This is a genomic window from Xanthomonas sp. PPL134, from assembly GCF_040595915.1.
Lineage (GTDB): Bacteria > Pseudomonadota > Gammaproteobacteria > Xanthomonadales > Xanthomonadaceae > Xanthomonas_A > Xanthomonas_A indica.
Genome location: NZ_JAMDLL010000004.1, coordinates 357,200 through 379,702 on the forward strand (window position 1 = coordinate 357,200; position 22,503 = coordinate 379,702).

General features: G+C 70.1%; 20 protein-coding genes. 11 read left to right on the forward strand and 9 right to left on the reverse strand.

The genetic code is table 11. The features are described 5' to 3' along the window. Positions 1 to 58 precede the first annotated feature (58 nt). The 3 genes from M3U25_RS11365 to ppa all read right to left on the reverse strand — a co-directional run bounded on the left by M3U25_RS11365 (position 59) and on the right by ppa (position 3,159). On the reverse strand, positions 59 to 853 hold the full coding sequence (locus tag M3U25_RS11365; protein ID WP_355498657.1) for an isocitrate lyase/phosphoenolpyruvate mutase family protein: 795 nt from the start codon (positions 851 to 853) through the stop codon (positions 59 to 61). 500 nt (positions 854 to 1,353) lie between these two features. Further along, positions 1,354 to 2,469, reverse strand: a complete 1,116-nt coding sequence (locus M3U25_RS11370) for an HDOD domain-containing protein (RefSeq protein ID WP_242160531.1) — start codon at positions 2,467 to 2,469, stop codon at positions 1,354 to 1,356. Positions 2,470 to 2,625: 156 nt separating this feature from the next. After that, on the reverse strand, positions 2,626 to 3,159 hold the full coding sequence (gene ppa, locus M3U25_RS11375; protein WP_017917485.1) for an inorganic diphosphatase: 534 nt from the start codon (positions 3,157 to 3,159) through the stop codon (positions 2,626 to 2,628). A gap of 198 nt (positions 3,160 to 3,357) precedes the next feature. Here ppa and M3U25_RS11380 point away from each other — a divergent pair, with 198 nt between their 5' ends. Next, positions 3,358 to 3,846, forward strand: coding sequence for a hypothetical protein (locus M3U25_RS11380; protein WP_355498653.1), 489 nt, complete (start codon positions 3,358 to 3,360; stop codon positions 3,844 to 3,846). Positions 3,847 to 3,902: 56 nt separating this feature from the next. Here M3U25_RS11380 and M3U25_RS11385 read toward each other — a convergent pair whose 3' ends face one another. After that, positions 3,903 to 5,930, reverse strand: coding sequence for a sodium-translocating pyrophosphatase (locus M3U25_RS11385; protein ID WP_355498650.1), 2,028 nt, complete (start codon positions 5,928 to 5,930; stop codon positions 3,903 to 3,905). 257 nt (positions 5,931 to 6,187) lie between these two features. Between M3U25_RS11385 and M3U25_RS11390 the strand changes: the two genes are divergently transcribed. Continuing rightward, positions 6,188 to 6,727 carry a hypothetical protein gene (locus M3U25_RS11390; RefSeq protein ID WP_355498647.1) on the forward strand — a complete coding sequence of 180 codons (540 nt, stop codon included), beginning with the start codon at positions 6,188 to 6,190 and terminating at the stop codon, positions 6,725 to 6,727. A gap of 140 nt (positions 6,728 to 6,867) precedes the next feature. Here the strand turns inward: M3U25_RS11390 and M3U25_RS11395 are convergent, their stop codons facing one another. Then, positions 6,868 to 7,233 carry a DUF6434 domain-containing protein gene (locus M3U25_RS11395; RefSeq protein ID WP_355498644.1) on the reverse strand — a complete coding sequence of 122 codons (366 nt, stop codon included), beginning with the start codon at positions 7,231 to 7,233 and terminating at the stop codon, positions 6,868 to 6,870. A 170-nt stretch (positions 7,234 to 7,403) separates the two neighbouring features. Beyond that, entirely contained in the window at positions 7,404 to 8,660 is a 1,257-nt protein-coding gene (locus tag M3U25_RS11400; RefSeq protein WP_242160536.1) for a 6-phosphofructokinase, read from the reverse strand. Between the two features lie 145 nt (positions 8,661 to 8,805). Here M3U25_RS11400 and M3U25_RS11405 point away from each other — a divergent pair, with 145 nt between their 5' ends. The 4 genes from M3U25_RS11405 to M3U25_RS11420 all read left to right on the forward strand — a co-directional run bounded on the left by M3U25_RS11405 (position 8,806) and on the right by M3U25_RS11420 (position 12,627). After that, on the forward strand, positions 8,806 to 9,369 hold the full coding sequence (locus M3U25_RS11405) for an adenylate kinase (protein WP_355498641.1): 564 nt from the start codon (positions 8,806 to 8,808) through the stop codon (positions 9,367 to 9,369). A gap of 529 nt (positions 9,370 to 9,898) precedes the next feature. Then, positions 9,899 to 11,338 (forward strand): UDP-N-acetylmuramate:L-alanyl-gamma-D-glutamyl-meso-diaminopimelate ligase, encoded by a 1,440-nt coding sequence (mpl, locus tag M3U25_RS11410; protein WP_355498638.1) that lies wholly within the window; start codon positions 9,899 to 9,901, stop codon positions 11,336 to 11,338. Between the two features lie 28 nt (positions 11,339 to 11,366). Beyond that, positions 11,367 to 11,948: an LON peptidase substrate-binding domain-containing protein gene (locus M3U25_RS11415; protein ID WP_355498635.1), complete on the forward strand. Its 582-nt coding sequence runs from the start codon at positions 11,367 to 11,369 to the stop codon at positions 11,946 to 11,948. Positions 11,949 to 12,165: 217 nt separating this feature from the next. Next, positions 12,166 to 12,627: a protease inhibitor I42 family protein gene (locus tag M3U25_RS11420; protein WP_355498632.1), complete on the forward strand. Its 462-nt coding sequence runs from the start codon at positions 12,166 to 12,168 to the stop codon at positions 12,625 to 12,627. Between the two features lie 96 nt (positions 12,628 to 12,723). Here the strand turns inward: M3U25_RS11420 and M3U25_RS11425 are convergent, their stop codons facing one another. Together M3U25_RS11425 and M3U25_RS11430 are read right to left on the reverse strand one after the other, a co-directional pair. Then, the gene (locus M3U25_RS11425) at positions 12,724 to 14,736 is read right to left on the reverse strand and encodes a VTT domain-containing protein (protein WP_355498629.1); all 2,013 of its coding nucleotides are present in this window, start codon (positions 14,734 to 14,736) and stop codon (positions 12,724 to 12,726) included. Between the two features lie 126 nt (positions 14,737 to 14,862). Beyond that, positions 14,863 to 16,242 (reverse strand): gluconate:H+ symporter, encoded by a 1,380-nt coding sequence (locus tag M3U25_RS11430; RefSeq protein WP_355498626.1) that lies wholly within the window; start codon positions 16,240 to 16,242, stop codon positions 14,863 to 14,865. A gap of 175 nt (positions 16,243 to 16,417) precedes the next feature. Here M3U25_RS11430 and M3U25_RS11435 point away from each other — a divergent pair, with 175 nt between their 5' ends. The 4 genes from M3U25_RS11435 to M3U25_RS11450 all read left to right on the forward strand — a co-directional run bounded on the left by M3U25_RS11435 (position 16,418) and on the right by M3U25_RS11450 (position 19,951). Further along, on the forward strand, positions 16,418 to 17,080 hold the full coding sequence (locus tag M3U25_RS11435; RefSeq protein WP_160945326.1) for a serine/threonine-protein kinase: 663 nt from the start codon (positions 16,418 to 16,420) through the stop codon (positions 17,078 to 17,080). Between the two features lie 162 nt (positions 17,081 to 17,242). Beyond that, complete coding sequence (locus M3U25_RS11440) at positions 17,243 to 18,058, forward strand: NAD(P)-dependent oxidoreductase (protein WP_355498623.1); 816 nt, start codon at positions 17,243 to 17,245, stop codon at positions 18,056 to 18,058. A 192-nt stretch (positions 18,059 to 18,250) separates the two neighbouring features. Beyond that, positions 18,251 to 19,411 (forward strand): ROK family transcriptional regulator, encoded by a 1,161-nt coding sequence (locus tag M3U25_RS11445; protein ID WP_355498620.1) that lies wholly within the window; start codon positions 18,251 to 18,253, stop codon positions 19,409 to 19,411. A 117-nt stretch (positions 19,412 to 19,528) separates the two neighbouring features. Continuing rightward, on the forward strand, positions 19,529 to 19,951 hold the full coding sequence (locus M3U25_RS11450) for a VOC family protein (RefSeq protein ID WP_355498617.1): 423 nt from the start codon (positions 19,529 to 19,531) through the stop codon (positions 19,949 to 19,951). A gap of 4 nt (positions 19,952 to 19,955) precedes the next feature. Here M3U25_RS11450 and M3U25_RS11455 read toward each other — a convergent pair whose 3' ends face one another. Beyond that, positions 19,956 to 20,825 carry an ion transporter gene (locus M3U25_RS11455; RefSeq protein WP_355498614.1) on the reverse strand — a complete coding sequence of 290 codons (870 nt, stop codon included), beginning with the start codon at positions 20,823 to 20,825 and terminating at the stop codon, positions 19,956 to 19,958. A 189-nt stretch (positions 20,826 to 21,014) separates the two neighbouring features. On the opposite strand from M3U25_RS11455, the gene M3U25_RS11460 reads away from it, so the two are divergent. Next, positions 21,015 to 22,247 carry an acetylornithine transaminase gene (locus tag M3U25_RS11460; RefSeq protein ID WP_242160546.1) on the forward strand — a complete coding sequence of 411 codons (1,233 nt, stop codon included), beginning with the start codon at positions 21,015 to 21,017 and terminating at the stop codon, positions 22,245 to 22,247. The last annotated feature ends 256 nt before the right edge of the window (positions 22,248 to 22,503 follow it).

The following is a 22,503-nucleotide window of genomic DNA, read 5'->3' on the forward strand; positions in this document are numbered from 1 at the left end:
GTATGAGCGCAGCGGCCCGCCTGGGCAATGCGTCACCGTCTCCATGGCGGCTACCGTTCTACGAAAGGAGTTGGTTGAGGCTGGCGTACTCGAGGCCAGCGCAGGGCACGCTGGAAAAGTTGCCGGCCAGGAAGCGCTCGACACTGCCCACGGCGGCACCGAAAGAGTGCTGGAACAGCGCCGGGCCGGCGCTGATCCGACGCACACCGGCCTCGCGCAATGCTTGCAGCGGCGGTAGCCCGGGAACGGTCATTACGTTGAGCGGCATCGGGACTCTTGCCGCGATTTCGGCAATGTCCTTGAGAGCGGTGATGCCTGGCACGAAGCCGCCGTCTGCACCTGCGCGCCGGTAGCAAGACAAGCGGTGGATCGCCATGTCCACCCCATCACGCCCGGAAGCGAGGCCGCCCAAGTAAACGTCGGTGCGTGCATTGATGAACAGAGGCGTGTCGCCGAGAGCCTGACGGGTCATGCGGATCTTCTCCATCAAAAGCTCGGGCGTACCTGCACCATCTTCCAGATTGATCCCGACCGCACCGATGGCCGCGATTTCCTTTGCCAGCTCCGCCACGGCGTGCGGGTCGTCGCTATAGCCGTCCTCCAGATCGATACTGACCGGAACTGACGAGACACGGGCAATGGCGCGTACCTGATGCAGTAGTGCATCGAGTGGTAGTGCACCGCCATCGGCATAGCCGCAAGCCCAAGCCAGAGCCGCGCTGCTGGTACCGATGGCTGGAGCGCCTGCCCGTTGCCAGAGTGCTGCGCTGACGGCATCCCAAGCGTTGGCGATTAACAGGGGGGTGTGGGTGCGATGAAGGTCTAAAAACCTGAAAAAAGCGGGTGCGCTCATGACGTGTTGCCTTAGGCGGACGAGTGGCCGAAATGTGGCATCGGCCGCGCTAAGTGTCTTGCCATTTTCGGACATCAACCTCGACAAACCGAAGCCTCACCTAACGCTTGACTCGGTCAACTTGGCCGCGGCAGCGGACAGGCTCGGCCTGAATGAATCATCAGGCCGCTGCACTTGTAGCTGCCGCACCTATGCGATTGGCGAGGCGTGCCACCACCGGGCATGCCGCGGATGCGTGTTGGCGCGAGTGCACCAGCGTTCGGTGCTGCCGCTGCAAGGCCTGCAGCATCCGCTCCCGGTGTACGAGGCCTTGCTGGACATGGCGCGATGGGCCTGCAGCACGAGCGTCTCGCCGAGGTGTACGAGCAACGCAAGCTTCACCAGGCTGGGCAGTGACTGGCCGGCTCTGGTGCAGCAAGCGGTGCGCGAGGGCGCCCGCTTCGCCGACTTCCTGGAGCGTGCGCTCGCGAGCGGGCGGCGCGCGCGCACCACGGTCGGTCTTACGCCGAGGTCAGCCCCATCAGGTTCTCGGCCTGCTCGCGCCAGGTCGGCAACTTGCCGAGCATGCCGGTCTTGGCCAGGTATTCCTCGTCGACTTCCGAGCCGCTGGCCAGCGCCATCGCCACGTGCACCGCGCCGGTGACCCAGAAGCTGCGGGTGCTGGAGCGCTGGGGCTGGCGATGGAAGGCCACCGCCTCGATGATCGGCATCGGCAGGCCCCACAGGCCGAGCAGGTAGGCACCGGCCTCGGCATGGCCCGGCCGGGTGTCGTCGTCGCCGGTGGGCGGCTCGCGCTCGTCGCGCACGCCCGGCAACAGCAGGCCGATGTCGGCCAGCAGCGCCGCGGTCGACCCCAGCTCGACGCTGGAGGTCGGCAGCATCTTCGTGGCCAGCTTGGACGCCAGCAGCGAGCGCTGCTGCAGCGCGTTGCGCTCGGCGTTGGACAGCGCCTGCACCGAGAACACTTCGCTGGCCAGGACCAGGTCGCGCAGGGTGGCGGTGCCCAGGCGGGTCACGGCGGTGCGCAGGTCGGAAATGGTGCGGCCGTTGGAGAAGAACGCCGAATTGCACAGCTGCAGCACCTTGGCCGCGATCGCCGGGTCGGCCGAGACCAGCTTGGCCAGGTCGGCGGCATTGCTGCCTTCGTCCTGCTCCAGCGCGTGCATCAGGCTCAGGTAGAGATGCGGCGGCGAGGGCAGCTTCTCGATGCGGCCGATGCTGGAACGCAGGCGCGGGTTGCCCAGCAGTTCCTGCAGTTCCTCCAGGCTGGTCACCGCCTCCAGCAGCATCTCCGGCGACAGCGGCAACGGCAGGAACCGGTGCGCCACGCCGATGATCCGCGCCGGCGGCGCGCGGTTGCTCTGCTCGGCTTCGATCAACGCGATGCGGATGGTCTCCGGGCTCAGCGTGCGGATCTGGCCGAGCAGGGTGGCCGTGGTCAGGTCCGGCAGGGTCGGCGCGGCGATCACCGCATCCAGGCGCACGGTGGCCGCCGCGGCGATGGCGGCATTGCCGTCGGCGACGCTCTGGACCTGCCAGTCCTCGCCAAGATCGCGAATGTATTCAGTGACTTCGGACGGAAGGCTGGCTTCGTCGCCGACGAACAGGATGCGCAAGAGACTGTCCCCCAAGAAGAGCCAGGTCGCGGACGGACCGGGCTCGGTGATGCCATGGCGCAATGTACCGCAAACCCCGAAGGGCGGCGCCCCGGCAACGGCAAAACGTGAAACGGGTCAGCCACGGCGGGGCAGGGCCCCGCCACGGCGAGCGGCTCAGGCGCCGGCTTCGAAACGGGTCACGGACTCGCGCAGGATGCGCTTGGCCTCTTCGGCGTTGCCCCAGCCGTCGAGCTTGACCCACTTGCCCTTCTCCAGGTCCTTGTAGTGCTCGAAGAAGTGGCCGATGCGTTCCATCCAGTGGCCGGACACCTGGGTGATGTCCTCGATGTGCGCATAGCCCTGGAACACCTTGGCCACCGGCACCGCCAGGATCTTCTCGTCGCTGCCGGCCTCGTCGCTCATCTTCAGCACGCCGACCGGGCGGCAGCGCACCACGCAGCCGGGCACCAGCGGCAGCGGCAGCACCACCAGCACGTCGGCCGGGTCGCCGTCGCCGCACAGGGTGTTGGGCACGTAGCCGTAGTTGCAGGGATAGCGCATCGGGGTGGAGAGGATGCGGTCGACGAAGATGGCGCCGCTGGCCTTGTCCACTTCGTACTTGACCGGTTCGGAATCCTTGGGGATTTCGATGACGACGTTGATTTCTTCCGGCAGGTTCTTGCCGGAGGTGACCAGTTCCAGACCCATGCGCTAGCTCCAGTGGAGTGGCTTCTAAAGAGGCAGGCATTCTAGTCGGTTGGCTGTTGCAATGCAGCGCACGCCCGTTCGGAGGATTCCTACAGCGGTTTCGGACTCCATACCGGCCCGCATGGGGCGCAGTCCGATGGTGCCGGCAACGGGCGGCGGCGACCCTGTGGCCACTGTCCCCCATCAAGGAGCAAGACGATGAACGGAATCCGGCGATCGATGTGGCCGCTGCTGGCGGTGCTGGTCCTGGCCTGCGGCGCTGCGCAGGCACAGCAGGCGCAACCGACCTACGTGGATGCGATGGACTACCCGGCACCCGGCGAGGGCTGGGAGGCGTTCGCCGACCTGGAGCAACGGCTGGCGCACGACTTCGACCGGCTGTGCGGCGACACCTTCTGCGAAGGCGACTACAGCGACTATCGGCCGCTGCGCTATCGCTGCTCGGTGCGCCAGCGCGACGGGGTGATCGGCGAGTGCATCTGGAGCTTCGGTGCCAGCGAGGCCAGCATCGATCCGGACAGCGGCCAGGTGGTGGTCGATGCGCGGCTGTGGCATTGCCGCACGCCACTGCAACCGCAGACCCGGCTGCACGCGCTGTACACGGCGCTGTCGGGCGAGCGGCCGCTGTTCGCACCGCTGCCGCGCAGCGAGCGCAGCATCAACGACGGCCTGATCGACTGCCTGTAGCCAAGCGCGTCCTGCGCAGCGGGCGTCGGCGTGCGCCGGCGCCCGCTGTCCCCCGGCTACAGCAGCGGCACCAGCAGCAGCGCCACGATGTTGATGATCTTGATCAGCGGATTGATCGCCGGCCCGGCCGTGTCCTTGTACGGGTCGCCGACGGTGTCGCCGGTCACTGCGGCCTTGTGCGCCTCGCTGCCCTTGCCGCCGAAATGGCCGTCCTCGATGTACTTCTTGGCGTTGTCCCAGGCGCCGCCGCCGGTGGTCATGGAGATCGCCACGAACAGGCCGGTGACGATGGTGCCGATCAGCAGGCCGCCGAGCGCGCGCGGGCCCAGCAACAGGCCGACCACGATCGGCACCGCCACCGGCAGCAGCGACGGCACGATCATTTCGCGGATCGCCGAGCGGGTCAGCATGTCCACCGCGCGGTCGTACTGCGGCTTGCCGGTGCCCTGCATGATGCCGGGGATCTCGCGGAACTGCCGCCGGACTTCCTCGACCACCGCGCCGGCGGCACGGCCGACCGCTTCCATCGCCATCGCGCCGAACAGGTAGGGGATCAGGCCGCCGATCAGCAGGCCGATGATCACCGTGTGGTCGGACAGGTCGAAGGCGAAGGTCTCGGTGGGATGCGCGGCGCGCAGGTTGTGGGTGTAGTCCGCGAACAGCACCAGCGCCGCCAGCGCTGCCGAGCCGATCGCATAGCCCTTGGTCACCGCCTTGGTGGTGTTGCCGACCGCGTCCAGCGGATCGGTGACCGCGCGCACCTCCGGCGGCAGTTCCGCCATTTCGGCGATGCCGCCGGCGTTGTCGGTGATCGGGCCGTACGCATCCAGCGCCACGATCATGCCGGCCATCGACAGCATCGCGGTGGCGGCGATGGCGATGCCGTACAGGCCCGACAACGCGAACGCGCCCCAGATCGCCGCGCACACCGCGATCACCGGCAGCGCGGTGGACTTCATCGAGATGCCGAGCCCGGCGATGATGTTGGTGCCATGCCCGGTGGTGGAGGCCTGGGCCACATGCTGCACCGGCTTGTACTGGGTGCCGGTGTAGTACTCGGTGATCCACACGATCAGCCCGGTCAGCACCAGGCCGATCAGCGCGCAGCCATAGAGCTTGCCGGCACCGGCGGCGGTGTCGCCCATCAGCTGCTGGGTCACCGGCCAGAACGCCAGCGCCGCCAGCACCGCCGAGACCACCACGCCCTTGTACAGCGCGCCCATGATCGAGCCGCCCGGGCGCACGCGCACGAAGAAGGTGCCGACGATCGAGGCGACGATCGAGACCCCGCCCAGCACCAGCGGATACAGCACCGCGTTGCGCCCGGCCTCGGCGGCCATCAGCCCGCCCAGCAGCATCGTCGCGATCACCGTGACCGCATAGGTTTCGAACAGGTCGGCGGCCATGCCGGCGCAGTCGCCGACGTTGTCGCCGACGTTGTCGGCGATCACCGCCGGGTTGCGCGGGTCGTCCTCGGGAATGCCGGCCTCGACCTTGCCCACCAGGTCCGCGCCGACGTCGGCACCCTTGGTGAAGATGCCGCCGCCCAGGCGCGCGAAGATCGAGATCAGCGAACTGCCGAAGGCCAGGCCGACCAGCGCATGCAGGCTGTCGCCGACGCTGTGGCCCAGCCACTGCAGCAGGCCGTAGTAGCCGGCCACCCCGATCAGGCCCAGGCCCACCACCAGCATGCCGGTGATCGCGCCGCCGCGGAACGCCACCGCCATGGCCGGCGCCAGCCCGCGCCGCGCCGCCTCGGCGGTGCGCACGTTGGCGCGCACCGACAGGTTCATGCCGATGTAGCCGGCGACCCCGGACAGCACCGCGCCGATCGCAAAGCCCCCGGCGGTGTACCAGCTCAGGAACACGCCGACCAGCACCAGCAACACCACGCCGGCGATGGCGATGGTCAGGTACTGGCGGTTGAGGTAGGCGCGAGCGCCTTCCTGGATCGCATCGGCGATCTGCCGCATGCGTTCGTTGCCGGCAGGCTGCGCCAGGATCCAGCGCGTGGAGACGATGCCGTAGAGCACCGCCAGAGCCGCGCACGCCAGTGCCACGGTGACCGCATATCGTTCCAACATGACCCCTCCCAAGGATGTGGATGGCGCCCAAGCGCTGGACATACCGAGGGATCACACCGTAGGAGCTGAAGCATGCAACGACTCCGCGGCCACAACGCGCGCCGCTGGTGCGTATCGCAATGTCATCTGGCCTGAACGTGGGCGAGTATGCGCCTGGCTCCGTGATGCCGCCAGCGACCAGGCAGGGCGTCGCACTTTTGGCGTCCGGTTCAGTCTGCGCATGGCAGCGTGGCGCATCGCTTCCCAGGAGCCTTCCGATGCAATCGACGATTTCCCCGCGGCTGCGCGCGCGCGCCTCGATCCTGGCCATCGCCCTGTGCGCGCTGGCGCCGCTGGCCGCGGCGGCCGCCGACCCGACCCCCGAGTTGCAGCGCCCGGCCAGCGCGCCGCAGGCGGTAGGCGTGGTCCACACCATTCGCCAGATCCCCGAGGCCTGCGTGCGCTTCGAGGGCGAGTACACCGGCGATGCGGCGCAGCCCTACCGTTTCTCCGCCGTGCGCAGCAGCCCCACCTGCCAGCCGCGCGCCAAGCTGGTCGAGTTCGACCAGGCCAAGCCCAGCGAGGCCACCGGCTGGAAGTTCAACGATCTGATCCGCGTGCCCAGCGCGGCCTGTCCGTCGCAGCAGGCGGTGGTGCGGGTGTGGCGCAAGCCGATCGCACTGAACACCGAACGCGATGGCCAGGGCCAGTCGCGCATCTATCTGGAGGAGGCCAAGCAGCAGGCGGCCGCCGGCAAGGTCGCGCAGGTGCCGCAGTTCACCGCGCAGATGACCGTGGAAGGCAAGGCCTGCCGCTGAGCGGGCGGGTTGGCTGGGCCCGGCGTCTCGCCTGCACGGCGGGGCGGCACGGTCGCGACTGCGGCAGCGTGTGTACGCGACGAGGACGGAGCTGCGGTGACACGGCCCGCGCCGGCGGACGTGAGGTATCGACGCGTGCGTCAATCGGCGCTCAGGCCAGGCTCCCCGGCGTGGCGCGTCGCGCTATTTGGTTGCCGATCCGGCGCATGCGGTGTGTGACCGCCCGTCTCATCGGCTGACGTCGTGCCGATGTGCCGCCGCTGCCATGCGTCGGCGACGTCGCCCATGGTCTTGGCGACGCCATTCCTGATCCAGGCCATGAACGCGCGATCGAAGGCGAAGCCGTCGCCACATGCCGCAACGAGAAAACGACGCACGTTCTGCGTGTTGCGGTAGCGCCCATCCACCGGCGTCGCGCGCGTGATGGTGTCGCTGTGCCAATCGAAGCCCATCGTGGGACTCTCGCTGGTGCGGTCTTCGCGCTTGCCGCCGTGCATGCCGGCCATCTCGGACTTTGTGGGGGCGCTGGCATGCGTGCCGTCGTGCCAGCGCGTGGTGAGCGAGTGGGGTCTGCCATGCCTCCGTCGCCGCGCTTCAGGCGTTGGCACCTGTCCCGCAGCGTGCCGCGCACCGGCGCGCGCCGGTCGCGGCACAAGGGGGGCGTGCGCGCGCGTTGTCAGCCCTCCCAGGCCGGCAGCTTCTTCTTCACCGCCACGTTCTTCAGTGCCACGTACTTGGGCAGGCCATCCGTGCCGTAGGGCAGCGGCGCTTCGCCGCGGATCAGCGGCTGCAGGTAGCGGCGTGCCTTCTCGGTGATGCCGAAACCGTCCTTGCGCAGGAAGCCGGCCGGCATCTTCTTCTCGTGGTTGGCGACCTTGGCCAGCGGCGCGGCCTCGATCTTCCAGCGGTACGGCGCGTCGCTGCTGCGCACGATCGCCGGCATCACCGCGTTCATGCCCTTCAGTGCGAACTGCACCGCGGCCTTGCCGACCGCCTGCGCCTGCTCCCAGTCGGTGCGCGAAGCGATGTGGCGGGCCGAACGCTGCAGGTAGTCGGGCAGGGTCCAATGCACCTTGTAGCCCAGTTCGGCCTTGACCTTGCCGGCCAGGTAGGACGCCACGCCGCCGAGCTGGCTGTGCCCGAACGCGTCGGTGCCGCCGCCGGCATCGGCGACGAAGCGCCCGTCGGCGGTCTGGATGCCCTCGCTGGCCACCACCACGCACCAGCCGACCTTGTCCACCACCTTGCGCACCTGCGCCAGGAACGCGGCCTCGTCGTAGGCGCGTTCGGGGAACAGGATGATCTGCGGCGCGTCGTCCGGCGATTGCGCGGCCAGGCCGGCGGCGGCCGCCAGCCAGCCGGCATGGCGGCCCATGGCTTCGTAGACAAATACCTTGGTCGAGGTCTCGGCCATCGCCGCCACGTCCAGCGCCGCCTCGCGCACCGACACCGCGGTGTACTTGGCGGCCGAGCCGAAGCCCGGGCAGGTGTCGGTGACCGCCAGGTCGTTGTCGATGGTCTTGGGCACGCCGATGCAGTGCAGCGGGTAGCCGAACGCCTGCGCCAGCTGCGACACCTTCCACGCGGTGTCGGCCGAATCGTTGCCGCCGTTGTAGAGGAAGTAGCGCACGTCGTGCGCCTGCAGCACCTGCAGCAGGCGCTCGTACTTGGGGCGGTCGGCCTCCAGCGACTTGAGCTTGTAGCGGCACGAGCCGAACGCGCCACCGGGGGTGTGGGCCAGCGCGGCGATCGCCGCCGCCGACTCCTTGGACGTGTCGATCAGGTCCTCGCGCAGCGCGCCGAGGATGCCGTTGCGCGCGGCCAGCACCTTGACCTTGCGCGCCCGCGCTTCGCCGATGACGGCGGCGGCGCTGGCGTTGATGACGGCGGTGACGCCGCCGGACTGGGCGTACAGCAGGGTGCCTTGGGCCATGGTCGGGGTTCGCTCCTGGGGTGGGGACATTGCCGGGACATTGCCTGGATGCGGTAAGCTGGGGATCTTGCGGTGCAGCGCAGGCGTGGCCCCCGAGTCTAACGCCGCCGGCCGCGCACGGTACTTTCCTCGAGGAGTCAGGTTGATGCGATTGGTTCTGTTGGGACCGCCCGGATCGGGCAAGGGCACGCAGGCGGCCCGCCTGAAGGACAAGCTGCAGATCCCGCACATCTCCACCGGCGATCTGCTGCGCGCCGAAGTCGCCGCCGGCACCCCGCTGGGCGTGCAGGCCAAGGAAGTGATGGCGCGCGGCGATCTGGTTTCCGACGACATCCTGCTGGGCATGCTCGAATCGCGCCTGGGCCGCGACGACGTGCGCAACGGCTTCATCCTCGACGGCTACCCGCGCAACCTGGCCCAGGCCGGCGCGCTGGACGAACTGCTGGCCAAGCTCGGCCAGCCGCTGGACGCGGTGGTGCAGTTGGACGTGGCCAACGAGCTGCTGGTCGAGCGCATCGCTGGCCGCGCCAAGGCCGAAGGCCGCGAGGACGACAACCCCGAGTCGGTGCGCAAGCGCCTGCAGGTCTATACCGATTCGACCGCGCCGGTGATCGGCTTCTACGGCAAGCGCGGCACGCTGGCGCGGGTGGATGGCGTCGGCTCGCTGGACGAGGTGCTCGCCCGCATCCTGGCGGCGATCGGCCGCTGAGGCGGCACACACGCCGGCGCCCGCGACGGGCGCCGGACGTGCAGATGGTGCGGGATCCGACGATTGCGCGTCCCCGTTCACGACGCGCAACGCCCGTAGGAGCGGCTTCAGCCGCGACGGGCATTCCCGGGAAAGCCCATCGCGGCTGAAGCCGCCTCTACGAAGGTAAGCTTGTCTCCCGCCGCCGCACAGCGAGTGATCGGCCGTGGGCGCGCAGGCCGCTTGCCATGGGGCCTGAGTCGATAAAAAAGTGCCAGCGAGCGGGCTTGCTCAGGGCCCCACGACATGAGCTCCCTTGGGGATGGTCTCTTGGGGAGTAGAACCACAGGGTGTCGAGGCTGGCCCGTTCATTCTCGGCGTCGGCTCCCGACTTGCCTATCGGGAACTTTACCCAGCCGATGTGGGGGATTCCCTACTTGACGGCGCAGCGGCGCGCTTGCCCCGAAGCGATCCCGTGCGGGGCCTGTCGCGGCCAACGGCCGGCACAGTGCTGGTTTGCGTGCGTCGGGGGATCGGCGACAATCGGGCCATGAGCAAGATCCATATTCTCGGCATCGCCGGTACGTTCATGGGCGGTGTCGCCGCGCTGGCGCGCGAACTCGGCCATGCGGTCGAGGGCAGCGACCAGGCGATCTATCCGCCGATGTCCACGCAACTGGAGCGCCTGGGCATCGCGCTGAAGCAGGGCTACCTGCCCGAGCACATCGCCGCCGACTGCGACCAGGTGATCGTCGGCAACGCGCTGTCGCGCGGCAACGCCGCGGTCGAGGCGGTGCTCGACGCCGGGCGCGCCTACACCTCCGGGGCGCAATGGCTGAGCGAGCAGGTGCTGCCGGGGCGCGACACCCTGGCGGTGGCCGGCACCCACGGCAAGACCACCACCACCAGCATCCTGACCTGGCTGCTGCAGGCCGCCGGGCGCGAACCGGGTTTCCTGATCGGCGGGGTGGCCGAGGACTTCGGCGTGTCCGCGCGGTTGGGACGGGCAGCTGCCGAACCCGCATCCGGCGCTGCGCACCACGTTCTCCCGGCGGGAGAAGGGAATCGAGTGCCGGAGCTGGCGGAGCGGCCGCTGTTTGTCGTCGAGGCCGACGAGTACGACACCGCGTTCTTCGACAAGCGCAGCAAGTTCGTGCACTACCGGCCGCTGGTGGCGATCCTCAATAACCTCGAGTACGACCACGCCGACATCTTCCCCGACGTCGCCGCGATCCAGCGCCAGTTCCACCACCTGGTGCGGACGGTGCCGCACCGCGGCCGGCTGATCGTCAACGGCGAGGACGCGCACCTGCGCGAGGTGCTGGCGATGGGCTGCTGGACCCCGGTGGAACGCTTCGGCTTCGATCCGGCCTTCGAGTGGAGCGCACGCCTGCTCGCCGCCGACGGCAGCCGTTTCGCGGTGCTGCACCAGGGCCGCGAACTGGGCGAAGTGGACTGGCCGCTGCTCGGCCGCCACAACGTGATGAACGCGCTGGCCGCGCTGGCCGCCGCCCATGCGGTGGGTGTGGCGCCGGCGCAGGTGATGCCGGCGCTGGCGCGCTTCCGCAGCGTCAAGCGGCGCCTGGAGGTGCTCGGCCAGGCGCAGGGCATCACCGTGTACGACGACTTCGCCCACCATCCCACCGCCATCCGCACCACGCTGGAAGGCCTGCGCGCCAAGGTCGGCGCGGCGCGCATCGTGGTGGCGATGGAGCCGCGCAGCAATTCGATGCGGCTCGGCGCGCATGCCGAAGCGCTGGCGCCGTCGCTGGAGGCCGCCGACGCGGTGGTGTTCCTGCAGCGGCCGGAGCTGGCCTGGGACGCCGGCAAGGTGATCGCCGCGGTGCGCGGGGATGCCTGCGCGGCGCCCGACGTGGACGCCTTGCTGGCCGCGCTGCAGGCGCAGGCGCGCGCTGGCGACCACGTGGTGTTCATGTCCAACGGCGGTTTCGACGGAGCGCCGCGGCGGTTCCTGGCGGCGCTGCAATGAGGGCGGCGGCGCACGCCGGAACGCGGCCGTGAGCGATGCGCTGGCGACGCTGCCGCTGTTCCCGCTGCATGCCGTGCTGCTGCCCGGTGCGCCGATCAAGCTGCGGGTGTTCGAGCGCCGCTACCTCGACCTGGTTCGCGACTGCGGCCGCAACGACAGCGGCTTCGGCGTGTGCCTGATCCTGGATGGCGCCGAGGTCGGCGCCCCGGCGGTGCCGGCCGCGTTCGGCACCGAGGCGCGGATCGTCGATTTCGACGTCGGCGCCGATGGCGTGCTGGTGCTGAGCCTGCGCGGCGCGCGCCGCTTCCATGTGCTGCGCAGCCGGGTCCGCGACAACGGCCTGGTGGTGGGCGACGTGCGCTGGTGTGCGCCTGACAGCGACGACGCACTGCGCCCGCAGCACGCGCTGCTGGCGACCGTGCTGGACAGCATCCTCGACCAGGCCGCAGCGGTGTATCCGGTATTCGGCCCGCGCCTGCTCGACCAGGCCGCCTGGGTCGGCTGGCGTCTGGCCGAACTGCTGCCGCTGGACGAACGCCAGCGCCTGTCGCTGTTGCAGGAAGACGATCCGCACGCGCGACTGGAGCAGTTGCTGGGCTGGATTCCGTAGTGCCTGGTGGGATCGGCGGCGCCGTGCCCGGCTTCCTCGGAGCCGCCGCGCGGCACCCGGGCGCCGCAGTCATGTCGGGTAGCTGCGCTGTGCCGACGCCGTTTCGCTTATTCAGCTTCAGTCCTAACAGCGTGCGCGAGTCTTGCTGCGATCCGTCTGCGGTGCCGCGGCCGGGGATCGTTGTACATCGCTTCCACATCCTGTCGAGGGTCCAGATATGACGCGTGCGTTTCTCTTACTGATGCTGTCCGCCGCAGGCGCTATCAGCCTGCCGGCCGTCGCCGCACCTGCGCCTGTTGGAGGCGGCGGCGACTGTGCGCGTGGTTCCATTGCCCTGGTCACCGGCGATGCCGACAAGCCCGGCGTGAAGACCTGCCTGACCGCGGGCATGACGCGGTTCGTGCTCAAGCGTGGCCAGGTCGCCGCCATCGTGCTGCCTGAGAATGCGACCACGGGGATGTCGTGGGCGCTGCGGCGCCTGCCTGCACCGCTATCGCTGCTCGACGTCGAGCATGGTCAAGATGCGGCCTGCGGCGCGGGGATGGTGGGATGCGGCGGCAGCGTCACCTACACCTTTAAGGCGCTGGAACGTGGCGACGGCGTGGTCGACCTGAATTATGGTCACCCGTGGGAAGACCAGGCGGTGGAGTCGCGTTCGGTGAAATTCGTGGTGAAGTAGCGCCCGCTGGCGCGACCGTGGATGCTCGCCGCAGGCGGCGAGCGACCTTGAAGCGGTGCAGGTCGGCCCGGCAGGGGCCGACCTGGCCGGCCGCGGCTAGGGCGACGGCGTTGCCTCGCCGTCGCTGCGCACCAGCAGCACCGGGATCTCGCTGCGGCGGTGCATGTCCTTGCGTGTGGGCAGGGCGTGCAGCGCTTCGGTCACCGCGTTGAGCGCCGGATCCGCGCCGCGCAGCGGGCGCCACAGCCCGATCAGGTCGAAGTGGCGTTCGTAGCGCAGGCTCTGCGCGCTGCCCAGCCACAGCGGCACGTTGCCCGGCTGCAGGCGGGCCGGCGCCGGCCACAGGCGCAGCGCGTACAGCTCGTCCGGATTCGGGCCGGGCCGCAGCATCAGCAGTGATTCCACCCGCGTGTCCAGCGTCGCCGGCAGCACCGGCACCTGTGCCGGCGTGGCCTTGTAGTCGAGCAACTGCAGCGCCTGCTGCCAGCCGGCCTGCGGCTGCACGCGCCAGCCGGCCGCTTCGAGCTGGCGCTGCAGCGGCGCCAGCGGTCCGGCCACCTGGATGTCCAGCGGCCAGCGTTGGTCGTCGTCGAACTCGTTGCGCCGCGACGGCAATTGCCGCCAGTCGCGCTGCCACCAGGCCGCGTCGGCCAACTGCGTCAGCTGCGGCGGCGGCGGTTCGAACTTGGCCAGCTTGTGTTCCAGCTGGCGCGGCGCGTACCACAGCGCGGCGATCGCGAAGCCGCCGTAGAACAGCCAGGCCAGGGGCTTCATCCAGAACCCGCGGTTGAAGCGGCGGCGGTAGGCGATGCCCAGCACCAGCAGCCAGAAGATGCCGAACAGCATGCCGCCGATCACGTCGCTGAGCCAGTGCGCGCCCAGGTACAGGCGGGCGAAGCCGATCAGGGTCACCACCGCGCCGGACAGCAGGTACGGCCACACGCGCGAGCGCCCCGGCAGTTCGCGCGCGATCAGCACCGCGAAGAAACCGAAGCTGATCGTGGCCATGGTCACCGCCACCGAGGGGAAGCCGAAACCGCTGCTGGCCGACGGCGGGCGCACCACGTGCACGGTGGCGCCGAGCAACTTGGTCAGGGCCAGGCCGAAGGCCAGCGCCGCCAGCCAGTGCGCCGCGGCCATCCAGCGCCGGCGCCAGGCCAGGTAGAGCAGGCCCAGCGCGGTGGGCGGCACCAGCACCTGCCAGTTGCCCAGCGAGGCCAGCGCGGTCATCGGGTAGTCGGCCAGCGGGTTGCGCAAGGCCAGCATCAGGTCGTGCACGGCCAGGTCCAGGCGCAGCGGCTCGCCGTGCGCCACCACCACCATCAGCAGCGCGAACCAGCCCCAGCCCAGCGCCAGCAGCATCACCGCCAGCATCGCCAGCGGCACCGACTCGCGCCGCTGCGGATCGAACACCGCGATCGAGTAACGGCCCAGCACCGGATGCCGGCGCGACCAATCCAGGCCGCGCGCCAGCAGCGCGTCCATGTGTCCGGCCGACCAGCGATAGCCGTACAGCACGATCGCCCAGACCAGGCCCAGCGCCAGCGCCAGCAGGCCCACGACCAGGAACAGGCGGCCGGCGACCGCGGCGACTGCGTCGTAGGCCTGGCCCAACAGCCAGCCCGGCCCCAGGAACAGCAGCGCCCAGGTCACCGCGGCCACGCTGCTGGGCAGCAGATAGCGCCGCAGCGGCATCTTCATCATGCCCGCCACCGCCGGCACGAACGGACGGATGGCGCCGACGTAGCGCGCCACCAGGATGCTCTTGAAGGCGTTGCGGCGGAACATCGCCTCGCCGCGGTCGAGCAACTGCGGGTAGCGCTTGAACGGCCAATAGTTGCGCAGCTGATGGCCCCAGCGGTAGCCGACCCAGTAGCTGACCGCATCGCCGATCAGCGCGCCGAGCGCGGCGCTGATCACCGCATACGGGCCGGAGATCTGGCCCAGTCCGATCAGCACGCCGATCGCGAACAGCAACGGCAGCGCCGGCACCAGCGTGCCGAGGATGATGACCGCATCGCAGAACGCGATGGCGAAGATGACCGCGCCGGCCAGGACGGGGTGTGCTGCGATCCACTCCAGCGTGGCATCGGTCCATGAGGCATTCATCGGGCGATTATAGAGGGAGCACGATGACCGTCCGTGCAAGCGACCGCGCTGCCGAGCGTGACCGCTTCCTGGGCCTGCCTGCGCTGGCGTCGGGCGAAGGCGAGGCGGCGAGGCCGCCGCCGCGGGTCACGCCAAGGGCGGCAGCAGGTTCAGCAGCAGCACCATGCCCAGGCCGACCAGCGCCACGATGGATTGCACCACCGAGATCGTCTTGGTGGCCTCGCCCATGCTCATGCCGAAGGATTCCTTCACCAGCCAGAAGCCGGCATGGTTGGCGTAGTTGAAGAACAGCGAACCGCAGCCGATGGACAGCGCCAGCAACGGCAGGTTGAGCGTGGGCTCGGCGCTGCCGAGCGGCGCCAGCAGCCCGGCGGCGCCGACCACGCCGACGGTGGCCGAGCCGGTGGACACCGACAGCAGCATCGAGATCAGCCAACCCAGCAGCAGCGGCGACAGCGCCAGCTGCTGGCTCATGTGCACGATCGCATCGCCTACGTGCGCATCGGTGAGCACCTGCTGGAAGGCGCCGCCGCCGGCGATGATCAGCAGCACCCCGGCGACCGGCTTGACGCTGTCGCCCAGGGTCTTGCGCAGCGCGGCCGGCGCGCCCGGCCGCAACGCGACCTGCGCGAACAGCACCCCGAGCAGCATCGCGACGATGGGATGGCCGACGAAGGCGGTGGCATGCAGCACGGCCGAGTCCTTGCGCAACACCATCTCGGCCACGGCGTGGCACAGCATCAGCAGGGCCGGCGCCAGCGCCGCCAGCACGCCCAGGCCGAAGGCGGGCGGCGTGCGGTGCGTGGACGCGCCGTCGTCGGACGCGTACTGCGCCAGCAGCGCCGCATCCGGTTCGGCCTGGATGTGCCGCGCGATGTAGCGGCCGTACAGCGGGCCGGCCAGGACGATGGCCGGAATGGCCGCGATGAAGCCGTAGAGCATGGTGGCGCCCACGCTGGTCCCCAGCGTGGCGATGACCGTGAGCGGGCCGGGATGCGGCGGCACCATGCCGTGCATCGCGGCGAGGGCGGCGATGACCGGGACGCCCACGTAGGCATAGGCCGAGCCGTTGACCTGACGATCCGCTTGCAGCTTGCGGGCCACGCCGAAGATCAGCGGCAGCAGGATCACCAGGCCGACTTCGAAGAACATCGGGATACCGACGATGCAGGCGACGCCTGCCATGGCCCAGGGCAGCGCGCGCGGCGAAGCGCGGCGCAGGATCGCGTTGGCCAGCGTGTCGGTCACGCCTGCCTGGGCCAGGAGTTTGCCGAGCATCGCCCCCAGCGCCACCACCAGGCCGACCGCCCCCAGGGTCTTGCCCGCGCCCGTGGCGACGGCATGCAGCAGCGCCTCCATCGGCATGCCGACGACCAGGCCGGTGACCAGCGACACCAGCAGCAGGGCCAGCAACGGATGCAGCTTGGGGCGTGCCACGATCAGCAGGACCAGGGCGATGACGCTGAAGAGCGCGGTGAACAGCAGGAACAGGTCGTTGGAACGCATGGGGGGCGCTGTCGCGTGGATCGGCCGCAAGCTTAGCCTGCGCCACCGCCTGAGCGCCGGACGCTTCCGGCGAGATCGTGTGATGCCGCGGCGGACGGCGCGCCGCCGGCAGGGACGAGGCGGCGACGGGCCTGAGTCGCCTCGCAAGCGGCAGGGGCACGTTTACACTGGCCGGATGCCTGCCCCCGCTTCCCGCACCGTGCACATCCTCAAGGCCGACAGCTTCGGCCGCATCCTGCTGCTGGGCGAGGGCGAGGCGCGTTTCGTCCGCCGCGACCTCACCGCCTCGCCCTGGTGGCTGCGGCTGCCGGCGTGGTGGCTGGCGCGGCGCGAGGCGCTTGCCCTGCGCCACCTGGACGGCATGCCGGCGACGCCGCAACTGCGCGGCTGGGACGGCACCTTCCTGGACCGCAGCTACCTGGACGGGGCGGCGATGTACCAGCGGCCGCCACGTGGCGACCTGGCATATTTCCGCGCCGCGCGGCGCCTGCTGCAGCAGGTGCACCGGCGCGGCGTGGCGCACAACGATCTGGCCAAGGAGGCGAACTGGCTGGTGCTGGAAGACGGCAGCCCGGCGTTGATCGACTTCCAGCTCGCCGTGCGCGGCGCACCGCGCGCGCGCTGGATGCGCCTGCTGGCGCGCGAGGACCTGCGCCACCTGCTCAAGCACAAGCGCATGTACTGCGCCCACGCCCTGACCCCGGTCGAACGGCGCCTGCTCAAGCGCCATTCCTGGGTGCGCGACCTGTGGTTCGCCAGCGGCAAGCCGGTGTACCGCTTCGTCACCCGGCGCCTGCTCAAGTGGGAAGACAACGAGGGGCAGGGACCGAAGCCCTGAAGGGCCGGGAGTGGGGAATGGAGAATGGAGAATGGGGAATGGGGAATGGGGAATGGGGAATGGAAAAAGCGGAATCCGCGTGCGTCTGGTCTGACGAGGCACGCGACGAGAAGGCGCTAAGCTTTTTCCATTCCCGGTTCCCCATTCTCCATTCCCACTCCAATGACCCTCAAAGGTAAAACGCTCCTCATCACCGGCGCCTCGCGCGGCATCGGGCTGGCGATCGCGCTGCGGGCCGCGCGCGATGGCGCCAATGTGGCGATCGCGGCGAAGTCGGCGGTGCCCAATCCCAAGCTGCCCGGCACCATCCACAGCGCTGCGGCGGCGGTGGAGGCGGCCGGTGGCCGCGCGCTGGCGCTGAAGTGCGATATCCGCGAAGAGGAGCAGGTGCGTGCGGCGGTGGCGGCGACGGTCGCGGCCTTCGGCGGCATCGACATCCTGGTCAACAACGCCAGCGCGATCTGGCTGCGCGGGGCGTTGGAGACGCCGATGAAGCGCTTCGACCTGATGCAGCAGGTCAACGCGCGCGGCAGTTTCCTGTGCGCGCAGGCCTGCCTGCCGCATCTGCTGCGCAGTGCCAACCCGCATATCCTGACCCTGGCGCCGCCGCCGTCGCTGGATCCGAAGTGGTGGGCGCCGCATACCGGCTACACCCTGGCCAAGATGGGCATGAGCTTCGTCACCCTGGGCCTAGCCGGCGAGTTCGGCCCGCAGGGCGTGGCGGTCAATGCGCTGTGGCCGCGCACGCTGATCGCCACTGAGGCGTTGAACATGATCCCTGGCGTCGAGGCCGGCAACGGCCGCCGCCCGGAGATCATGGCCGACGCCGCGCATGCCGTGCTGACCCGGCCGGCGGCCGGTTTCTACGGCCAGTTCCTGATCGACGACGCGGTGCTGGCCGAGGCCGGCGTGCACGATCTGTCCGGCTACGCGCTGGATCCCTCGCAACCGCTGCTGCCGGATCTGTTCCTGGATTGAGACCCGGTGGCGACGGGCGCGGCGGATGCGACGCGGCGCGTGTTCCGGACGCTGGGAGGCCGCGATCGCAACGCGCTGCGTGTGGGTGGCGGCGCGCTGTAAAGACGCTCTGTTCCATCCAGTCGTGGTCGGTGCCGCAATGACCAAGCGCGGCGCGGCTATGCTGCCGGGGTCTTCATGCCACCGCCGCCCATGCCCGCTCCAGTCGCCGTCGCCCTGCCGCGCCTTCCCGAGTCCCGCCACGCCGTCCATGCCGATCTCAGCGACAATGAGCGGCACATGCTCGATCGCCTGCGCCTGGCCGGCACCGCCACCCGCGCCGATCTCAGCCGCAGCACCGGGCTGACCGTGCAGTCGGCGGTACGCCTGGTCGATGCGCTGGCCGAGCGCGGCCTGGTCGCGATCGGCGCCTCGCTGGCGCACGCGGGCCGCGGCAAGCCGGGCGCGGGCATCGCGCTCAATCCCGGCTACGGCCATACCGTCGGCTATGCGATCGCCACCGATGCGCTGTCGCTGGCGCTGCTGGATTTCAGCGGGCAGATCCGCGCCACCGCCGAGCATGCGCTGCGCTCGACCGAGCCGGCCGCGCTGCTGGCGCAACTGCGCGAGGCCGATGCCGCGCTGACCGCGGCCGCTGGCGCCGGGCTCGGCCCGCGCTTGGGCGCGGGGGTGGCGATGACCGGCTTCTTCGTCGAGGATGGCGTGCACATGAACCCGCCCGAGCCGCTGCGCGCCCTGGGCGCGCTGTCGATCGGCGACTGGCTGGCCGAGGCGCTGGGCTTGCCGGTGTGGGTGGACAACGACGGCACGGTGGCGGCGGCGGGCGAGAGCCTGCTCGGCATCGGCCGCCAGTACCGCGACTTCGCCTACCTGCATTTCAACTACGGCCTGGGCGGCGGCGTGGTGATCGATGGCGCCTGCCTGCGCGGGGCGCACGGCAACGCCGGCGAGTTCGCCGGCATGCTGCCGCAACAGGGGCTGGAGCGCGGCACGCTGGAGCTGTTGCGGCAATTGCTGGCCGAGGACGGTATCGCACTGCCCGACATCCGCGCGCTGCTGGCGGCCTACGATCCGGCGTGGCCGGCGATCGAGCGCTGGATCGCACGGGTGGCGCCGGGCCTGTCGCTGATCGTGTCGGCGATCGTGGCGATCTTCGATCCGCAGGCGGTGGTGTTCGGCGGGCGCATGCCGCGCGAGCTGGCGACGCGGCTGATTCCGCACGTGCGCATCGACAACCAGCCGCGCCGCGGCCAGGCGCGGCCGTTGCCGGTGCTGCTGCCGGCCGCCGCCACCGCCGATGCCAGTGCGGTGGGCGCGGCGGCGCTGCCGCTGAAGGCCTGCTATTTCCGCTGAACCGGTGCTGCCGCGGCGTCGCCATGCCTGCACGGCGCCGGCGCTACCCTATGCGTCCTCCCCGCGCGCCGCCGCAGTACCGCGCGCGCCCCATTCCCCACCATCGGAGTTGTCACGATGAAATACCTGCACGCCATGATCCGCGTCCACGACCTGGAGAAGACCAGCAAGTTCTTCACCGAAGGCCTGGGCCTGCACGAGACCCGCCGCATCGAGAACGAAGCCGGCAAGTTCACCCTGGTGTACTTCGGCGCGCCGGAGAACCCGGAAGTCGAAGTCGAGCTGACCTACAACTGGGGCTCGGACGAGGACTACGGCAGCGCCCGCAACTTCGGCCACCTGGCCTTCGAAGTCGACGACATCTACGCCCTCTGCGCGCACCTGCAGTCGCTCGGCGTGACCATCAACCGGCCGCCGCGCGACGGGCGCATGGCCTTCGTGCGCAGCCCCGACCTGATCTCGATCGAGTTGCTGCAGAAGGGCGAGGCGCTGGCCCCGGCCGAGCCGTGGGCGTCGATGCCCAACACCGGCGTGTGGTAAGGACTCAGGGCGCGGTCTCGGGCAACGCCTGGCCGCAGCCCCGGCAATAGCCGGCGTTGCGGTCGTGGCCCTGCAGGCCGCAGCGCGCGCAGGTGCGTTGATCCGGCGCGCGGCGGCGGTCGGCGTCGCGCAGGCTGTTGGCCAGTTCGGCGGTGTAGATGCCGGTGGGCACGGCGATGATGCTGTAGCCGATCAGGATCAGCACCGAGGTGATGGCGCGGCCCAGCGGCGTGAGCGGGGCGATGTCGCCGAAGCCGACCGTGGCCATCGTCACCACCGCCCAGTACATCGCGGTGGGAATGCTGGTGAAGCCGTTGGCCGGGCCTTCGACCACATACATCAGCGCGCCGAAGATCACCACCAGGGTGATCACCGTGAACAGGAAGACGAACACCTTGCGCCGGCTGCGCCATAACGCATCGACCAGCATGCGGCTTTCTTCGACGTAGCGGGTCAGCTTGAGGATGCGGAACAGCCGCAGCACCCGCAGCACGCGCACCACCAGCAGCGTCTGCGCACCGGGCAACAGAAACGAGATGTAGGTGGGCAGGATCGACAACAGGTCGATCACGCCCCAGAAGCTCAGCGCATAGCGCAGCGGCCGCTTTACCGTGGCCAGGCGCAAGGCGTACTCGACGGTGAACAGCGCGGTGAAACCCCACTCGAGCACGTACAGGGTGCCGGCGTGACGGCTGTGCAGCGCCGGGACGCTGTCGACCAGGATCACCGCAACGCTGGCCACGATCGCCGCGACCAGCAACAGGTCGAAGTTGCGCGAAGGCTTGGTGTCGTGCCGATAGATGATGTCGAACCAGCGGCGCCGCCAGCCGTGCTCGGTCGCCGGGGCGAGCTGGGAATCGAGGAAAAATCGCATGCGCCCATGCTACCCGAGCCGCATTGCAGTGGCGGGCGCGCGCGCAGCGCGACAGTCGGCGGCGTGCGGGCCGGCGTGTGCTGCCGCAGTGGGCGGCGCCACCCCGGTCGTTGCAGGCGGCCGCCGGAGGTCCGGGCAAGCGCTGCCGGCGGTCTCTATAATCGGCGCTTTCCCCGCAGGACTGCCTCGATGACCGCTTCTTCCGCCGCGGAGCTGATCGCCCTCGGTCAACGCTACAGCCTGCCGATCTACCGTCCGCGCCAACTGGTGCTGGAGCGCGGCCAGGGCGCCCGGGTCTGGGACAGCGAGGGACGCGACTACATCGACCTGTCCGCCGGCATCGCCGTGTGCGGGCTCGGCCACAACGATCCGGACCTGCAGGCGGCGCTGCTCGAACAGGCCGGCAAGCTGTGGCACACCAGCAACGTGTTCTACAGCGAGCCGCCGCTGCGCCTGGTCGAGGAACTGGTGGTGGCCTCGCGCTTCGCGCACAAGGCGTTCCTGTGCAATTCCGGCGCCGAGGCCAACGAGGCGGCGATCAAGCTGGTGCGCAAATGGGCCACCGCCCAGGGCCGCCCGCCGCAGCGGCGGGTGATCGTCACCTTCCGCGGCAGCTTCCACGGCCGCACCCTGGCGGCGGTGACCGCCACCGCGCAGCCCAAGTACCAGGAAGGCTACGAGCCGCTGCCCGGCGGTTTCCGCTACGTCGACTTCAACGACATCGTGCAGCTGGAAACGGCGATGGCCGCCGGCGACGTGGCCGCGGTGATGCTGGAGCCCGTGCAGGGCGAGGGCGGGGTGATGCCGGCGGCGCCGGGCTTCCTGGCGCAGGTGCGGGCGCTGTGCGACCACCACGGCGCGCTGCTGGTGCTGGACGAGATCCAGTGCGGCATGGGCCGCACCGGCACCCTGTTCGCGCACTGGCAGGACCAGGTGACGCCGGACATCGTGACCCTGGCCAAGGCGCTGGGCGGCGGCTTCCCGATCGGCGCGCTGCTGGCCGGGCCGAAGGTCGCCGAGACCATGCAGTTCGGCGCGCACGGCACCACCTTCGGCGGCAACCCGCTGGCCGCGGCGGTGGCGCGGGTGGCGCTGCGCAAGCTGGCCTCGACGGCGATCGCCGCCAACGTCTCGCGGCAGTCGGCGGCGCTGCGCAAGGGCCTGGCGGCGCTCGACGAGGAGTTCAGGCTGTTCTCGCAGGTGCGCGGCCGCGGCCTGATGCTCGGTGCGGTGTTGAATCCGGCGCATGCCGGGCAGGCCGCGACGATCCTCGACCACGCCGCCGCGCACGGCGTGCTGACCTTGCAGGCCGGGCCGGACGTGCTGCGCTTCGTGCCGGCGCTGAACCTCACCGACCAGGAACTGGCCGAAGGGTTGCAGCGGTTGCGTGCGGCGCTGCGGGACTACGTCGGCACGCGCTGACCGTCACTCCGACAAGTAGGCATCGCGCCAGCGGTCACGTCACGTGCAGGCAAGCGCCTGTGGGAGGGACTTCAGTCCCGACGCGATGACCGGTGGCTGCCGCAATGCGGGAGCGATGGCCTCTGGGGTCCGCGAGGCCATCGCATCGCGCGTCGCGGCTGAAGCCGCTCCCACGGTGTGCATCGCGCCAGCGGTCACGTCACGTGCAGGCAAGCGCCTGTGGGAGGGACTTCAGTCCCGACGCGATGACCGGTGG

Bases quoted from the DNA above. Each gene is read 5' to 3' on its own strand.
- M3U25_RS11365 (WP_355498657.1), bottom strand. From the start codon at position 853: ATGAGCGCACCCGCTTTTTTCAGGTTTTTAGACCTTCATCGCACCCAC.
- ppa (WP_017917485.1), bottom strand. From the start codon at position 3,159: ATGGGTCTGGAACTGGTCACCTCCGGCAAGAACCTGCCGGAAGAAATC.
- M3U25_RS11380 (WP_355498653.1), top strand. From the start codon at position 3,358: ATGAACGGAATCCGGCGATCGATGTGGCCGCTGCTGGCGGTGCTGGTC.
- M3U25_RS11385 (WP_355498650.1), bottom strand. From the start codon at position 5,930: ATGTTGGAACGATATGCGGTCACCGTGGCACTGGCGTGCGCGGCTCTG.
- M3U25_RS11390 (WP_355498647.1), top strand. From the start codon at position 6,188: ATGCAATCGACGATTTCCCCGCGGCTGCGCGCGCGCGCCTCGATCCTG.
- M3U25_RS11395 (WP_355498644.1), bottom strand. From the start codon at position 7,233: ATGGCCGGCATGCACGGCGGCAAGCGCGAAGACCGCACCAGCGAGAGT.
- M3U25_RS11400 (WP_242160536.1), bottom strand. From the start codon at position 8,660: ATGGCCCAAGGCACCCTGCTGTACGCCCAGTCCGGCGGCGTCACCGCC.
- M3U25_RS11405 (WP_355498641.1), top strand. From the start codon at position 8,806: ATGCGATTGGTTCTGTTGGGACCGCCCGGATCGGGCAAGGGCACGCAG.
- mpl (WP_355498638.1), top strand. From the start codon at position 9,899: ATGAGCAAGATCCATATTCTCGGCATCGCCGGTACGTTCATGGGCGGT.
- M3U25_RS11420 (WP_355498632.1), top strand. From the start codon at position 12,166: ATGACGCGTGCGTTTCTCTTACTGATGCTGTCCGCCGCAGGCGCTATC.
- M3U25_RS11425 (WP_355498629.1), bottom strand. From the start codon at position 14,736: ATGAATGCCTCATGGACCGATGCCACGCTGGAGTGGATCGCAGCACAC.
- M3U25_RS11430 (WP_355498626.1), bottom strand. From the start codon at position 16,242: ATGCGTTCCAACGACCTGTTCCTGCTGTTCACCGCGCTCTTCAGCGTC.
- M3U25_RS11435 (WP_160945326.1), top strand. From the start codon at position 16,418: ATGCCTGCCCCCGCTTCCCGCACCGTGCACATCCTCAAGGCCGACAGC.
- M3U25_RS11440 (WP_355498623.1), top strand. From the start codon at position 17,243: ATGACCCTCAAAGGTAAAACGCTCCTCATCACCGGCGCCTCGCGCGGC.
- M3U25_RS11445 (WP_355498620.1), top strand. From the start codon at position 18,251: ATGCCCGCTCCAGTCGCCGTCGCCCTGCCGCGCCTTCCCGAGTCCCGC.
- M3U25_RS11450 (WP_355498617.1), top strand. From the start codon at position 19,529: ATGAAATACCTGCACGCCATGATCCGCGTCCACGACCTGGAGAAGACC.
- M3U25_RS11455 (WP_355498614.1), bottom strand. From the start codon at position 20,825: ATGCGATTTTTCCTCGATTCCCAGCTCGCCCCGGCGACCGAGCACGGC.
- M3U25_RS11460 (WP_242160546.1), top strand. From the start codon at position 21,015: ATGACCGCTTCTTCCGCCGCGGAGCTGATCGCCCTCGGTCAACGCTAC.